This is a genomic window from Muriicola sp. (assembly GCF_041567615.1).
Lineage (GTDB): Bacteria > Bacteroidota > Bacteroidia > Flavobacteriales > Flavobacteriaceae > Muriicola.
Window position 1 is genome coordinate 1 of the sequence record NZ_JBFGBM010000053.1, and the last position, 14,195, is coordinate 14,195.

General features: G+C 48.3%; 16 protein-coding genes and 1 pseudogene. 10 read left to right on the plus strand and 7 right to left on the minus strand.

Going from position 1 to position 14,195, the window contains the following annotated elements; translation table 11 throughout:
* Positions 1-250 (minus strand): annotated as a pseudogene (locus ABYP73_RS05395) (adenosine deaminase); the annotation flags it as partial.
* Positions 251-352: 102 nt separating this feature from the next.
* On the opposite strand from ABYP73_RS05395, the gene murC reads away from it, so the two are divergent.
* The 3 genes from murC to ABYP73_RS05410 all read left to right on the plus strand — a co-directional run bounded on the left by murC (position 353) and on the right by ABYP73_RS05410 (position 2,687).
* Positions 353-1,705, plus strand: coding sequence for a UDP-N-acetylmuramate--L-alanine ligase (gene murC / locus ABYP73_RS05400; RefSeq protein ID WP_372945628.1), 1,353 nt, complete (start codon positions 353-355; stop codon positions 1,703-1,705).
* A 107-nt stretch (positions 1,706-1,812) separates the two neighbouring features.
* Complete coding sequence (locus tag ABYP73_RS05405) at positions 1,813-2,016, plus strand: hypothetical protein (protein ID WP_372945629.1); 204 nt, start codon at positions 1,813-1,815, stop codon at positions 2,014-2,016.
* 17 nt (positions 2,017-2,033) lie between these two features.
* Positions 2,034-2,687: a hypothetical protein gene (locus ABYP73_RS05410; RefSeq protein ID WP_372973674.1), complete on the plus strand. Its 654-nt coding sequence runs from the start codon at positions 2,034-2,036 to the stop codon at positions 2,685-2,687.
* A gap of 65 nt (positions 2,688-2,752) precedes the next feature.
* Here ABYP73_RS05410 and ABYP73_RS05415 read toward each other — a convergent pair whose 3' ends face one another.
* Positions 2,753-3,196, minus strand: a complete 444-nt coding sequence (locus ABYP73_RS05415; protein WP_372973675.1) for a DUF1569 domain-containing protein — start codon at positions 3,194-3,196, stop codon at positions 2,753-2,755.
* A 61-nt stretch (positions 3,197-3,257) separates the two neighbouring features.
* Here ABYP73_RS05415 and radC point away from each other — a divergent pair, with 61 nt between their 5' ends.
* The 6 genes from radC to ABYP73_RS05445 all read left to right on the plus strand — a co-directional run bounded on the left by radC (position 3,258) and on the right by ABYP73_RS05445 (position 8,878).
* Entirely contained in the window at positions 3,258-3,956 is a 699-nt protein-coding gene (gene radC / locus ABYP73_RS05420) for a DNA repair protein RadC (RefSeq protein ID WP_372973676.1), read from the plus strand.
* A gap of 1 nt (position 3,957) precedes the next feature.
* Positions 3,958-5,253, plus strand: coding sequence for a polysaccharide deacetylase family protein (locus ABYP73_RS05425; protein ID WP_372973677.1), 1,296 nt, complete (start codon positions 3,958-3,960; stop codon positions 5,251-5,253).
* Positions 5,246-5,935: a YjjG family noncanonical pyrimidine nucleotidase gene (locus ABYP73_RS05430; protein WP_372945154.1), complete on the plus strand. Its 690-nt coding sequence runs from the start codon at positions 5,246-5,248 to the stop codon at positions 5,933-5,935. The genes ABYP73_RS05425 and ABYP73_RS05430 overlap by 8 nt, the downstream gene beginning before the upstream one ends.
* A 70-nt stretch (positions 5,936-6,005) precedes the next feature.
* Positions 6,006-6,551, plus strand: coding sequence for a hypothetical protein (locus ABYP73_RS05435; protein ID WP_372973678.1), 546 nt, complete (start codon positions 6,006-6,008; stop codon positions 6,549-6,551).
* On the plus strand, positions 6,548-7,993 hold the full coding sequence (locus tag ABYP73_RS05440) for a DUF5723 family protein (RefSeq protein ID WP_372973679.1): 1,446 nt from the start codon (positions 6,548-6,550) through the stop codon (positions 7,991-7,993). Before ABYP73_RS05435 ends, ABYP73_RS05440 begins: the two co-directional genes overlap by 4 nt.
* Before the next feature lie 9 nt (positions 7,994-8,002).
* Positions 8,003-8,878 (plus strand): hypothetical protein, encoded by an 876-nt coding sequence (locus ABYP73_RS05445; protein WP_372973680.1) that lies wholly within the window; start codon positions 8,003-8,005, stop codon positions 8,876-8,878.
* On the opposite strand, the gene ABYP73_RS05450 is transcribed toward ABYP73_RS05445, so the two are convergent.
* Positions 8,875-10,152 carry a replication-associated recombination protein A gene (locus ABYP73_RS05450; RefSeq protein WP_372973681.1) on the minus strand — a complete coding sequence of 426 codons (1,278 nt, stop codon included), beginning with the start codon at positions 10,150-10,152 and terminating at the stop codon, positions 8,875-8,877. The genes ABYP73_RS05445 and ABYP73_RS05450 overlap by 4 nt on opposite strands.
* A gap of 74 nt (positions 10,153-10,226) precedes the next feature.
* On the opposite strand from ABYP73_RS05450, the gene ABYP73_RS05455 reads away from it, so the two are divergent.
* Positions 10,227-10,988, plus strand: coding sequence for a rhomboid family intramembrane serine protease (locus ABYP73_RS05455; protein ID WP_372973682.1), 762 nt, complete (start codon positions 10,227-10,229; stop codon positions 10,986-10,988).
* Here ABYP73_RS05455 and rlmB read toward each other — a convergent pair.
* The 4 genes from rlmB to ABYP73_RS05475 form a co-directional block, all read right to left on the minus strand.
* On the minus strand, positions 10,985-11,722 hold the full coding sequence (gene rlmB, locus ABYP73_RS05460) for a 23S rRNA (guanosine(2251)-2'-O)-methyltransferase RlmB (RefSeq protein WP_372945148.1): 738 nt from the start codon (positions 11,720-11,722) through the stop codon (positions 10,985-10,987). The genes ABYP73_RS05455 and rlmB overlap by 4 nt on opposite strands.
* 78 nt (positions 11,723-11,800) lie before the next feature.
* Entirely contained in the window at positions 11,801-12,577 is a 777-nt protein-coding gene (locus tag ABYP73_RS05465) for a hypothetical protein (RefSeq protein ID WP_372945147.1), read from the minus strand.
* On the minus strand, positions 12,574-13,329 hold the full coding sequence (locus tag ABYP73_RS05470; RefSeq protein WP_372973683.1) for a hypothetical protein: 756 nt from the start codon (positions 13,327-13,329) through the stop codon (positions 12,574-12,576). The genes ABYP73_RS05465 and ABYP73_RS05470 overlap by 4 nt, the downstream gene beginning before the upstream one ends.
* A gap of 148 nt (positions 13,330-13,477) precedes the next feature.
* Positions 13,478-14,195: hypothetical protein (locus ABYP73_RS05475; RefSeq protein ID WP_372973684.1), on the minus strand; the 718-nt coding region annotated here is incomplete at its 5' end.

Here is a 14,195-nt window from a genome sequence, read left to right on the forward strand (position 1 = left end):
CGAAATTAAGCAAGGCATCGATCTTACCCGTATCAAATAGGTTTTGAATGGTGTCCATGAAATATCGGTTCCTGAGGCAATGAGCCACGCCTTCATGAAGGGAAACGGCCTGACGATACCGGTTTGCATGCCGGTCTGTGACCTGGTTTGCCCACAAATAGGCAAAGGTATCCCTGCTCAGGTCGCTGTCAGCGGCCCTGAACGCAGCTGTTACAAATGCGGTCTCATGTATGTTGATCTTTTGCTCCAATTCAACGGCAAAACGAGTTTCTAAGATAGTGAGAATAAGGATGCCTCTAGGGTTTGGGAAGCACTTTTCAAAGGCTATCTTTGTTCAGAAATAAACGGAACAATGCGGATTCATTTTATAGCCATTGGCGGAAGTGCCATGCATAACCTTGCCCTGGCTTTGCATGACAAAGGGTATGTGATCACCGGAAGCGATGATGTGATCTATGAACCTTCGAAAACCAGGTTAAGGGAGCAGGGTCTTCTGCCGGCAGAATTCGGATGGTTTCCTGAGAAGATCGATAGTGATATCGACGCCGTAATCCTGGGGATGCATGCGAAGGATGACAATCCGGAATTGCTCAGAGCCCAGGAACTCGGACTCAGGATCTATTCCTACCCGGAATTCCTCTATGAACAATCCAGGAACAAGACCAGGGTGGTCATCGGGGGCAGCCATGGGAAGACCACCATTACTTCTATGATCCTTCATGTGCTGAAATATCACGACAGGAAGGTGGATTTTATGGTGGGGGCCCAACTGGAAGGTTTTGACAGGATGGTTCACCTGACTGAAGAAAATGATTTTATCGTACTGGAAGGGGATGAATACCTTTCTTCTCCCATAGACCGTCGTCCCAAATTCCATTTGTATCAACCCAATATCGCCCTGCTAAGCGGGATCGCCTGGGACCACATCAACGTGTTTCCCACCTATGAAAATTACGTCTCACAGTTTTCCGCCTTCGTGGATAGTATAGTCAACGGGGGAAGTATCACCTATAATGAAGAAGATGAGGAAGTGGTCAGGGTAATTGAAGGCTCTTCAAACACCATCCGCAAATTTCCCTACCGTACTCCTCCTTACAGCATACATAAAGGCAGGACTTATTTAGATACAGAAGAAGGACCTCTGCCGCTGGAGGTCTTCGGTAAGCACAACCTCAACAATATAGCGGGAGCCAAGTGGATCTGTCAGCAAATGGGTGTTGACGAGGACGATTTCTACCAGGCCATATCCTCATTCAGCGGGGCTTCCAAAAGGCTGGAGAAAATAGGAGAATCAGACACTTCGTTGATATTCAAGGACTTTGCACATTCTCCCAGCAAAGTGGCTGCGACCACTGCGGCAGTAAAAGAACAATATCCCGACAAGAGGGTCATCGCCTTTTTGGAGTTGCATACCTATAGTAGTTTCAATGAGGAATTTTTAAAGGAATACAGGGGAGCACTCGACGCTGTCGATGAAGCTGTTGTCTTCTTTTTGCCGGAATCCGTTAAAATAAAGCGGTTAAAAGAAGTGACCCCGGAACAGATAGTGACTTCCTTTCAGAGGAACGACCTCCAGATCTTTACGGAAGCAGATGCATTTGAGAAGTTTGTCTTTGGCCGAAGTTATAAAGATGCGGTCTTGCTGTTTATGAGTTCGGGGAACTACGGTGGTCTGAACCTTAAGGCGCTCCGGAATATATTATGAAATTGGGTTGGTATTTTATTATCTTTAATTCAATGAAAGTCAGCAATATAAAGGTAGTAATAGGAGTCAGAACCCGTTTAGTGCACGTAATCAAGAAGTAGACAGATATGAAAAAAGTTAGTATGTACCTGTTTTCAGCTTTCTTCCTGGCCATTATCTCCTGCAGGGACACCAAAAAGGAGCAGGAAGCGCTGGAAGAAGATCTAAACACGATCGAAGCGGTGGAGAAAGAAGTAGACGAAACCGTGGAGGAGGTAGAGAAGAAAGCCGAAGAGGTAGAATCAGCCTTAAAGGCATTAGATAGTATTTAATCTCAAAACAAACAGAAATGAAAAAAGCAATTAGAACGATTCTTATGCTGTTTGCTCTGATAGCCATGACGGGCACGACCACTTATGCCCAGAGCAAGGCACAGGACAAAGGTAAGGGTAAGAAAGAGAAGGTAAACAAGGCTCAAAAGCAAGTTGAGGAGGAAGTAGAGGAGGGGAGAGAAGAACCGAAAGAGGCTGCAGAAAAAGCTCAATCCCAAAAAGAAAAGGCCAAAGGGAAAGTGAAAAAAGAGGATGAAAAGGTGAAAGAAAAGGTCCGTGAAGTGGAGATGGATGAAGATGCCACTAAAACGGATCGCGGTCAGGGAGGTGCTTATGGCAGGAATAAAGGAGATATGTCCGGGAAAGAATTTGGTCAATACCGGGCATCGATGGCCAAGGAAAAGATCGAGAGATCAGAGCAGAGTTTAAAGGAAAATGAACAAACACTGAGAAAGGGAAGGGCAGAGGTAGCAGAGGCCCGGGAAAAACTAAAGAAACAACGTGAAGAAAAAAGTGCGGATGAGGAGACTCTGAGGAAAAAGGAAGAAAAAATAAATCAGGCAGAGGTAAAATTGAATGAACTGGAAGAAACAATCAAAAAAGGAAAAGAGAATATCAGGAAACAAAAGGAAGAAGTAGAAAAAGTAGGTAAACCGGAAAACAAACAATAATACTTCTTGGAATCAAAAAGAAAAGCCCTTGAATATCAAGGGCTTTTTTCTTGTCATATCTATGCTTACACCCCGAATTGCCTGAGGTGGTGATCCAGATGTTTATAGTTCATTTGTCCCCATTGCTCGTGCGTGAGTTTACCGAAGATAGGGTGGGGGTTCCAGGCAGCCCTGCTTTTGAGATCGTGGAACTGGGCAATAAGGTCGAGTAATTTATAGCGCTCTACCGTAAAATCCTTGGGTTCTTTTGTCTTTGCAAAAGGGGAGGTGGGCAGGTTTTTGCGCCAGGGCTTGTCGTTGTACAGGGATTTCTTGAAGAATACCCGAATGAAGAGGCTTCCTTTTTTTCGGGTGGGCTTGTTTTTGATGGCCAGGGCAAGCGGAACCTGGCAATGCCATACCATCTGACCTACGCTCATTTTTCCCCACAACCCCTGCTTAGTCGACTTCAATTCTCCCACTCTTCTCTGAATCTCATTGAAGGCTTCTTCGTCGAATAAAGATTTCATAGGTGCTTTTTAATTGCAGTGCAAAGACTACTTTAACAATATTAGTTGTTTATCTTTAACCATGGAAAAAAACCCGGTGTCTTTCTCCATTAAAACCTGGGCAGAGGATGATAAACCCAGAAGGAAATTAATGGTCAGGGGGAGAGGCGGACTCACGGATGCCGAACTCCTCGCCATCCTGATTGGATCCGGAAACAGGGAAGATTCAGCGCTGAGCCTGGCTAAAAAAATTCTGAAAAAATCCGATGACAGTCTCACTCAACTCGGCAGGATGTCTGTGACAAAACTCATGAAATTCCGGGGAATCGGGGAAGCGAAAGCGGTGACCATCGCTGCGGCCATGGAGATCAGTCGAAGGAGAAGGGAGGAATCCACTGGGGAACTCAGTCATATTTCGGGCAGTGCGGATGCCTTTGCGGTGCTCGAACCCGTTCTGTCTGAATTGCAGCACGAGGAATTCTGGATTCTCTACCTCAACAATGCCAACAGGGTGATCCACAAATCTCAGTTGAGCAAAGGGGGGATCACAGGTACCCTGGTAGATGTGCGGTTGGTGCTAAGGGAGGCATTGGAGCTGGGTGCAGTAGCCCTTATCCTGGCTCATAACCATCCCTCCGGGGCACTTAAACCCAGTGAGGCCGACAAGGCCATCACCAGGAAGTTAAAGGTAGCGGCTGAGGTACTGGATATAAGGGTTCTCGATCACCTGATCGTGACGGAAAAGGCCTTTTTCAGTTTTGCTGACCAACATCTTATATGATATGTTGTTGATCTACACCCATAAGATTACTCCCAGGTTTACCTATATCATGAAGCAGGTCTTTACCCGTATGCTGCAGATAGAGGTAGGATTTACCACCAAGATAGAGGATTTTATAAGGCATACAGGACCTAAGATCACCTACACTAAACAACCTCTCCAGAACGAATTCTTTGTCAGGAGCCATACCCTTTTATTCGAACAAGGAGTGCGGAATATGAACCTGGCCATCGGTAAATGGGACGATTTGCCGTGTTTTTTCCCTACAGGGGAACGCAGCAATTTACCCTTTGACATATTTGCGGCGAGCTTTTATCTCCTTTCGCGCTATGAGGAATACTTTCCCCATGTGAAGGATCTCGTAGGACGTTTTCCTCTTAAGGAAAGCCTGGCCTATGAACACGATTTTCTCAAACTACCGGTGGTGGACCTCTGGGCTCAAAAGATGCTGAACATTCTGCAGGAAAGGTTCCCTTCCCTCAATGCAGCATCCAAACCTGTGCGCAATACATCTGTGATCGATGTTCCAGTTTCCCATAGTTTTGCACACAGGGGATTTTTCAGGACCGGGATAGGAATGTTGCTGGATCTCTTCTCACTCAGGTTCAGAAGAGTCTCCCAAAGGTTGGCGGTACTGCTGAATCTCAGGAAGGATCCCTACGATAATTTCCAGGAACTTATCGGGATCCACAAAAGACACAAACTCCCGGCTATTTTCTTCTTCCAGTTTGCCCAGTATTCCAGGTATGACAAAAATATCTCTACGGAGAACAATCGCTTTAAATACCTAATTAAATCGGTAGCCGATTACGATGCAGTGGCCCTTGCAGCCTCCTATAGTTCATTTGCCAATATGGAAATGCTCAAGGAAGAGAAGGAAAATCTCTCTAATGTGATCAACAGGCCCGTTAATTTTGTCAGGCTCCGCTACAACAGGGTCGATGTTCCAGAAACCTACAGAAATCTGGCTGCTGCTGAATTCACGGACGATTATTCCATGGGATATACCCACGAAATGGGGTTCAAGGCCGGAACCTGCACTTCCTTCTACTTTTACGACATCCCCCAGGAAGTGCAGCAACCCGTAAAGATACATCCCTTTGCGGTCCATGATTACGCCCTGCTCAAATGCAATTCTGAAGAGGAGATATTCGAAAAACTGGATGAGCTACACGATGTGGTCAAGGAGGTTGGTGGCCACTTTATCACGGTGTTCTCCAACGAATTGCTCGGTGCGGAAGGAAAGATCAACTGGTTGCAACTGTACGCTAAAATGATTGAAAGGTATTATGTATAGGGATCTGGTAACCGATGTATTTTTTGATCTGGATCATACCCTGTGGGATTTTGAAAAAAATTCAGCCCTGACCTTTAGAAAGATATTCTCAGATCACGGGATTGACCTGGACCTGGATATCTTTTTGGCCGCATACGTCCCCGCCAACCTCGCTTTTTGGAAGTTATACCGAGAAGGTAAGATCGAGAAGGAAGACCTGCGGTACAGAAGGTTGAGGACGGTCTTCGATTCTGTCCGTTACCGGGTGGAGGATGAGATGATACACAGTCTCGCGAATTCCTATATCGAACACCTTTCCTCCCATGATCACCTGGTGCCCTACACCAGGGAAGTCCTGGAATATTTAAGACCTACCTATCGCCTCCACATCATCACCAATGGCTTTGAGGAGATACAGGCGAAAAAGTTGATGAATTCCGGAATTGCCGCCTATTTTGACCAGGTTATCAATTCGGAGATGGCCGGAGTAAAAAAACCGGATCCCTGGATCTTTAACCTGGCCCTCGAGCGCACGGGGGCAAAACCACAGCATGCGATCATGGTCGGTGATAACCTGGAAGCAGACATACTCGGCGCCAGGGCCGTAGGATTTCATACGATCCATCTCAATGTACACAACGAACCCCCTCACGAGTATGGCTCCATCATTCACGATCTGAGTGAAATAAAATCGTATTTATAAAGTTATATAGGGTAGCAGGGGGAAAGACCCATCTTTTAGGCCTTTCCGGTCCCTTCAAGAAGCGCTCGAGATGAAGAAAATTCACTATCTCTTTCTTATCCTATTTCTGAGCATTACTTCCTCATGTGTGGAGGAACAGAACTTCGATCAGTTCAACGACCTTGATATCATTCCTACCGTAGAGGCGAGCATCCTGTATGTGGAAAGCCCTGAAAGTGTGATCAACGATGCCACCGGAGCCGTATGGTATATCCAGACCTTTAATTTCGATGCCTTTAACGAGCAGTACTTCGCAGATAATGTGCAGGACGGGGCGATCACGTATGAGCTGGAGAATACGACCAGCAAACCCCTGGAGATCCTTTTTGAATACCTGGACGACGGGGGTAATGTCCTGGATACGGAATTCTTTTCTCTGGATCCTGCTCCTACGGCCGTCCTCAGGAGGGAAACTGCCTATGGAACCCCAACAGGTCGCAGTCTGGACATCATCCGGAATACTTCCCAGGTACGGGTGAATGCCAGAAATTTAGGCGACAACAATAGCGTTTCCAGCTTACCGGACCCTATGATTATCTTCAGGTCCAGTGGCAAATTCAGACTTCGATTAAAATGAGATTATGGAAGCCCTTATTAGCGGCCTTTTTCCTGGGCACTGGCTTCCTTCTATCGCAGAATAGGGAGTTGCTCTATGATTTCACGGAAATTCCCCAGGCCATCCTGTTAAATCCGGGAGTAGAGACCTCTTATTCCTGGTATGCCGGTGTTCCTCTTACTTCGGGAATCTACGCTCAGGCCGGCAGTAGCGGGATCACCGTAAATGACCTGTTTGCCAATGACGGGGTCGACTTCAATCAAAAAGTGCGGACCCGGGCGCTCAACGGGATGACCAAAAGGGATGAATTCGGTGCCACCATTCAGGTAGACCTCCTTCACGGTGGGTTCAGGAGCGGAAAGAATCCAGATACCTTTTATTCCTTTGGTGTTTACTTTGAGTCGAATACTATCCTCTACTGGCCCCAGGATTTGGCCTACCTGGCTTTTGAGGGAAATGCCGATCAGCTGGGAAGGCGTTTTGACCTGGGACATCTCAAGACCCGGGGGGAGGGATTGACCGTTTTTCATTTCGGGATCAATAAGGTGATGGATCGCAACCTGATCGTTGGGGCCCGTGCCAAATTGTATTCTGGGATCTATGATTTCCATTCCTCTACCAATTCGGGATACTTTATAACACAAGAAGGACAGAATAACCTCCTTTCCCATACACTCGATGCAGATATGCAATTGAGGACCTCGGGCCTGGAGGAGATCCGGGCCATCCTCAATGATGAGTCGAGCGGATCTGTTGGGGGGGTCATTTCTAAAAGAGCCTTATTCGGAGGTGATCTCGGATTGGGTATAGACCTGGGATTCACCTATCAGCTCAATTCCCAAACCGTGATCACCGGGAGCCTGCTCGACCTTGGGTTTGTCTATCATTCGGGCGATGTAAAAGGGTATTCTCTTCAGGGAAGGGCGACCACGGAAGGGGTAGAAGCCATACTCCCCGATGCATTTGACGATGCCAATTCTGATTTCTGGCAGGACCTGGTGGACGAGATCGAGGCCCAGTTGCCTTTTGAGGATAATAATTCCAGTTACATCACTTTCAGGCCCACCCAGCTCTACGGTTCTATCCGCTACAATTTCGGGGAACCGGTCGGCGGTGAGTTGGACTGTGACTGTGATATTGGGGTCACGGACGCCGATGTGCGTACTCCGTTCAGGAATGCAACAGGTCTGCAGCTTCACGCCGTCAACAGGCCCCGTGGCCCCCAGGCTGCCCTTACCGCATTCTACCTCAGAAGATTTGGTAATATCCTGAGCCTCAAAGGAACCTACACCGTTGATAAGTTCTCCATGACCAACCTGGGACTGGGGCTGAACATACAGGCGGGCCCGGTGAATTTCTACGTCCTGGCCAATAATCTCCTGGCATACCAAAACCTGGCAGACAGCCATTACGCGTCTTTTCAGATAGGATTAAATATCCTATCTTGGGGAGCCAACAGATAGGCTTTGACCATGAAAAACAGTGTACTCGTAATTTTTCTCCTGCTGGGGTTAACCGCTTTTTCCCAATCCGTTCTCAACAACTACAAATATGTGGTGGTACCCACTCAATTCGAGGGATTTCGGGGCGAGAATCAATATCAGACCAGCACCCTGGTAAAATACCACCTTACCGAAAAAGGGATGAATGTATTTTATGACAATGCAGTACCGGAAGAGGTGAACACCAATCGTTGTTCAGCCTTATTTACTTCCCTGGATAACCAGTCGAACATGTTCACGACAAAGGTTGCGGTGGTCTTTGAGGATTGCGAAGGAAATGAGCAATTCAGGACCCGGGTGGGTTCCAGTAAGGTCAAGCAATTCGTGGAGGCCTATCGCGAGGCCCTGAAGGAAGCTTTTTCGTCTCTAAAAGGATTTAAGTATACCTACCAGAAGCCTGCTGAACCCGCACCGGCAGTGTTGAAATTCGGGGATGACGTAAAGAGTCTGCCCCCTGCCTCAGAGACGCCTCATGCTGAAGAGCCTGAGGAAGATGAAACCGTGGCAGTGCCGCCTGTAGCCGGGGATAAGGAAGAGACCACTTCACTCACCATGCCGGAGGAAAAGACGGAGGCTGTGACCCTTGAGCAGGCAATTGCCCAGGAGGAAGTGCAGACATTGCCCCTGACGGCTTCCCTTTACGCCCAAAGGACGGAAACGGGCTATCAGCTCGTTGATACAGCCCCGAGTATTCAGTTCTACCTTAGGGAAACTTCTATGCCCAATCTATATCTGGCCGAAAGGAAAGGGCAGAACGGGATCCTGTATCTCAAGGACGGGAAGTGGATATTTGAATTTTATCAGGGTAATGACCGCCTGCAGGAAGAATTGCAGATCAAATTCTAATACTCGTATTTATCTTTCCAGCGACGGCTAAGAAATTCTTTGATCGCATTTTCCCGGTTATTATTTCCGTGGGAATAGAATACTGAGCCTTTCAGGGGACCGGGCAGGAAATCTGCCTGTACAAAATTGTTCTCGTAATCATGGGCGTACTTGTACTCCTCCCCATATCCGAGGTCCTTCATAAGTTGGGTAGGCGCATTCCTCAGTTCAAGCGGCACGGGGAGGTCCCCGTGTTCCTTCACTGCCATTTGGGCATTTTTTATGGCTGTATAGCTCGCGTTGCTCTTGGGACTCGTCGCGAGATAAATGGCGCATTCACTCAGCAGGATACGTGCCTCGGGGTAGCCTATGGTGGTCACGGCCTGGAACGTGCTGTTGGCGATCACCAGGGCCGTGGGGTTGGCAAGGCCGATATCCTCCGACGCCAGGATAAGCAAGCGCCTGGCAATAAATTTTACATCTTCTCCCCCTTCGATCATCCTGGCGAGCCAATAGACAGCCGCCTGGGGATCACTGCCACGGATGGATTTGATAAAGGCCGAAATGATGTCGTAATGCTGCTCCCCGGTCTTGTCGTACAGCACGGTGTTCTTCTGTACTTTCGACAGCACGAGGTCATCCGTGATCACGACCTTTTCTGAAGCTTCAGAAGTTACCAGCAGTTCAAAGATATTCAGCAATTTCCTCGCATCCCCTCCCGAGAGGCGCAGCAGGGCTTCCGTTTCTTTCAGGTCGATGGTCTTTTCCCGGAGAACCGGGTCCTCGGCCATGGCACGCTTCAGGAGGATCTCCAGGTCTTCCTTTCCGAAGGGGTTAAGGATGTAGACCTGGCAGCGGGAAAGCAAGGCCGGGATGACCTCAAAGCTGGGATTTTCGGTGGTGGCCCCGATGAGGGTGATCCACCCCTTTTCCACCGCGCCCAGCAGGGAGTCCTGTTGTGCCTTGCTGAATCTGTGGATCTCGTCTATAAAAAGGATGGGATTTCGGGTGGTGAACAGGTTGCCGGCCGATTTGGCCTTATCGATCACCTCGCGAACATCCTTAACCCCACTGCTGATGGCACTCAGGGTGTAAAAAGGCCTTTTGCTCTCCTCAGCGATGATGTGCGCCAGGGTCGTTTTACCGGTACCCGGCGGACCCCAAAGGATAAGGGAGGGAATGGTACCTTTCAGGATCTGATGCCTGAGGGATCCCTTCTCTCCAACCAGGTGATTTTGGCTGATATACTCTTCCAGGGTCTTGGGTCTGACCCGCTCTGCCAGGGGTTCATTCATAGCCCTAAAGTACATTTTTTCTCCGGAAGCGCAGGTGGCCGTAATTCGGAAAATGGCTCTAAATTTGTAAGGACATGAGCAAAATACGAGTCGACAGGGAAGAAGCAAATTTCAGGTTCACGGACAGTGTGCTGTTCGTCCCCATGGTAGCTGTACTTCTGATCTGGACCGTATTTTGGCTCGAACTGCAATTCCGCATCAACTGGAACGACTACGGCATTTTCCCGCGAACGGTATCAGGCCTGAGGGGGGTTATCCTGAGTCCTTTCCTGCATTCCTCTGTGGAACACCTGTACAACAACAGCATTCCTTTGGTCATCCTCCTGGGTACGCTCATGTATTTCTATCGTTCCATAGCCTTTAAGCTGCTGTTCTGGGGGCTGATCCTCACCGGGCTGGTGACCTGGCTGATAGGGCGCCCGGCCTACCACATAGGGGCGAGTGGACTCATCTACCTCCTGGCAAGTTTTATATTCTTTAAGGGCATTTTTACCAAACACTACAGGCTTGTAGCTGTTTCTCTAGTGGTTTCATTTATCTACGGAAGTATGTTGTGGTATATATTTCCTGTGGAGGAGGGGATTTCCTGGGAAGGCCATCTCGGTGGATTTCTGGTCGGTCTTTTTGCCGCCCTATTCTTAAAGGTCAGGGTGCCTCTTGTTCCCAAATACGCATGGGAACGGGAGGATTACAACGAGGAGGAGGACGAATTCCTCAAACACTTTGACGAGGAGGGAAATTTTATTGAGAATATTTCGGAGGATGAGGACTCCCAGGTGAGGATTACCTATACCTACCGGAAAAATCGGCAGGATCCTTCGGCTGAAGGAGATTAGAGGGTTCGTTGACGGACTGCCTCGTACAGGAAGGCCCCGCAGGCAACGGAGACATTTAAGGATCCGATTTCACCCAGCATAGGCAGTTTGGCCAGGAAGTCGGCTTCTTTCAGGATGGAGGGGGAGATGCCGCTGTCCTCAGCCCCCATGATGATCGCCGCAGAGCCTTTGAGATCCACCTGGTAAAGCAGATTGTTGGTTTTCTCCGTAGCGGCCACTACAGAAACCCCGGAGGCCTTAAGGTAAAAGACCGCATCCTTGATGTGATCGGTTTTGGCAATGGACACCCTGAAAACAGCCCCGGCAGAGGTCTTGACTGTATCCCCGGTGATGGGCGCCGATCCTTTTTTTGGGATAATGATGCCGTCTACCCCGGTGCACTCAGCTGTGCGGATGATGGCCCCGAAATTCCTCACGTCCGAAATCCCGTCGAGCAACAGGAACAGGGGTGATTTCTTTTGAGAGAGGACCGTGTCTACGAGTTCCTCCATGGTGAGGAAGGCGACAGGTGAAATGGCGGCTACCACCCCCTGGTGGTTGTTTTGGGTGAGTTTGTTGATCTTTGGCAGGGGAACATAGGAAGTGGGGATACCCGACTTCCTCAGGAGATCCTCCAGTTCCTTAATCAGCGCTCCCTTAAGCCCTTTTTGTATATAGACCTTGTCTACCGGTTCCCCGGCCTTTACGGCTTCAATTACGGCCCGTATTCCGTAGATCTGGGTGGTTTTAGACATGGACAAAAGGAATTAGTAATTATATGTTAAATGCTAATCAGGTGCTAATCAGGCTCCGGGATATCTTCCGTGTGAAAATTAATTCTTCGCCAACATATCGAGATAGGAAACCGCTTTGATCAGCATGGCTTCATCGGACAGGTCTGTATTTTCCTTCTTCATAAACTCTTTCATGTCTGTGCTCCATCGGCTGTCGATCTCTTTCAGGAACTTGTTCTTCTTCTGGGAGACCTCCCGGATCGGTTCACCCCTGAACTGCAGAAAGTAGGAGGTAAAGGTGGTGAATTTACTGGGCGTAGCGCTTACCATGGAATTGGCAGCCGGTTTTGCTTCGGTAAACTTTGACTCCTGATGTTTAAAAAGTTCAAGGGACGATCCTTTATAAATTCTGATGAGGTAATCCTCGTTTTTGGAACCTTTTGTCGTAATAAATGGGAGATACCTGTATTCTTTATTCCTGCCGGGCAGGACCAGGGCCACCTTGGGGTCACGGATCAGGGCCTGGTGTTTTTCTTCAGGCAATAAGGTTCTTTTCAATTCTATCTCTTGGGAGAAAATATTGTATCGGTAATAAAACTCTCCCAGATTTTCGTCTTCGTACCAGACCTGGCCTTTTTCGAACGATTCACTCTCAAAAGGAGTGCCGACTTCAGCCCCCACAAAATGCCTGACGATGCCATCGTCATCGCGCACCAATTGGAAAAGCTTTTCCATCATGGGGTTCCATCGCTGGTGGTAATTAGCAAACGGATCATTTTCCACGGCGGCTACCTGGGGAGCACCGAGGCCGGCCTGTTGTGCCTGCAGGGAGCAGAAAAAGACAGAAAATAGAAATAACCCTATGCAGGACTTCATGAAGAGGAATCTAGGCTATTCATGTATTCAAAGGTCCGGATCAGGTCCTCTTCATCATCCAGGTTGATCTTTTCCGCCTTGATGAAGGCATTGACCACATCCTTGTCTTCCTTTTCGAGGATCTTCAATACAGCCCCTTTCTTTTGGTTGAGTTGTTCTATGCGGTTTACACCCTCCTCCTGGTAGTAATATTCCACGAATTGGGCATATCTGCTCGGGATGGGCATGACCATAGAATTTACCGCAGCTTTACCTTCGCTGTATTTCACAGCCACACGTTGATAAAGGGTAAAATTCTTCCCCTTTTCGATGATGGAGAGAAAGCCGTTCTTGGTTTCTCCTTTTTTGTTGATGTAAGTGGTAAACCGTAGTTCGCGGTTACCGTATTTCACCCGAACACTCTCGTTGGCCAGGAGTCTCTTGGCCTCTTCCTCGGGATACGCAGTTTCCTTGATCTCGATCTCGCTGTTGAGGGCATTATAGCGAATGTAATATTCGCCTACATACTCCTGCCCGAAATAGACTTTGCTCTTGATGAATTCCTCACTCAGGTAGGGAGATCCAAGTATTTCTTCATCCGTCGTGTTTTTTTTTCTCAAGGCTGCGAGCCTGTTCGCAAGAAAGGGATCTGTGGTGGCTCTACCATCAAGCCCGAAAGCCGCACCGGCCCCGCCGGCGATCTGCCCGGATACTTGTCCCTGAGTAATAGTGATGAATCCTAGCAATAGGACTACCAGAAAAATGTATTTCATTCTAACGTAGGGTGTTTGTTTATCAAATAGTTGGCGGTAAAGGTAACAGAAATTTTGATATTAGGTCAGGTATGTTTGAGAATTAGGGAGATCAAAAAAGGCTGCCCGATTTGGACAGCCTTTGCGTTAATTTATAAAATTAATATCCCTACGGACATATACTGAACAGATCCGTAATGTCTCCTATGACAGGATTTGGACCATCGGCATAAGCCAGTTTGCCATTGGGGGCATACAGCTGGTAAGTCACCTCAGAATCCCAGTCACCAGATACATACTCCCAGGACCAAGTTGTGGCTGTAGCAGGTATGGTGATGGATTCAGAATTCGATGCTCCCTGAGCGGGAGTAATCGTATAATCTGTGGCTACACCATCAACAGTTACCCTGATTGAGGCACCGTTCCATCCGTCTCCGAAGGAATCCTGCATATCCAGAGTATAGGTTCCTGGAACAGGTCCCACAGGAATACAAGCAACAGTTACGTCGTACTTGTATGGGGAGGAGAAGTAAGAACCACCCAATACGCCGTTATTCGCGTCTGTGTTGGTAAAAGACCTTCCGTCAGTCAAATTCACGACAAACCTGTAAGAGAACACGTCCCCGCCTGAATAACCCGTACCGATTCCAACGGCCGTGGCAGATTCCTGAAGGGTTGTTGTAAAGGTCAGTTCAGGAAGTCCCCTGGAACTTGTGCCGAATTCGCTGGCCGCAAATGTGGCGAGCAGCTGCTCCGGAACACTGGAGTCATTAGGATCGTCCTGATTATCCGTAAAGGAAATATACAGGTCTACGGACTCCAATAAACCTCCGAATTGCTCATCCTGCTCCTCCACGGTTACGGTCCAGACAGACCCGGGAACGAAG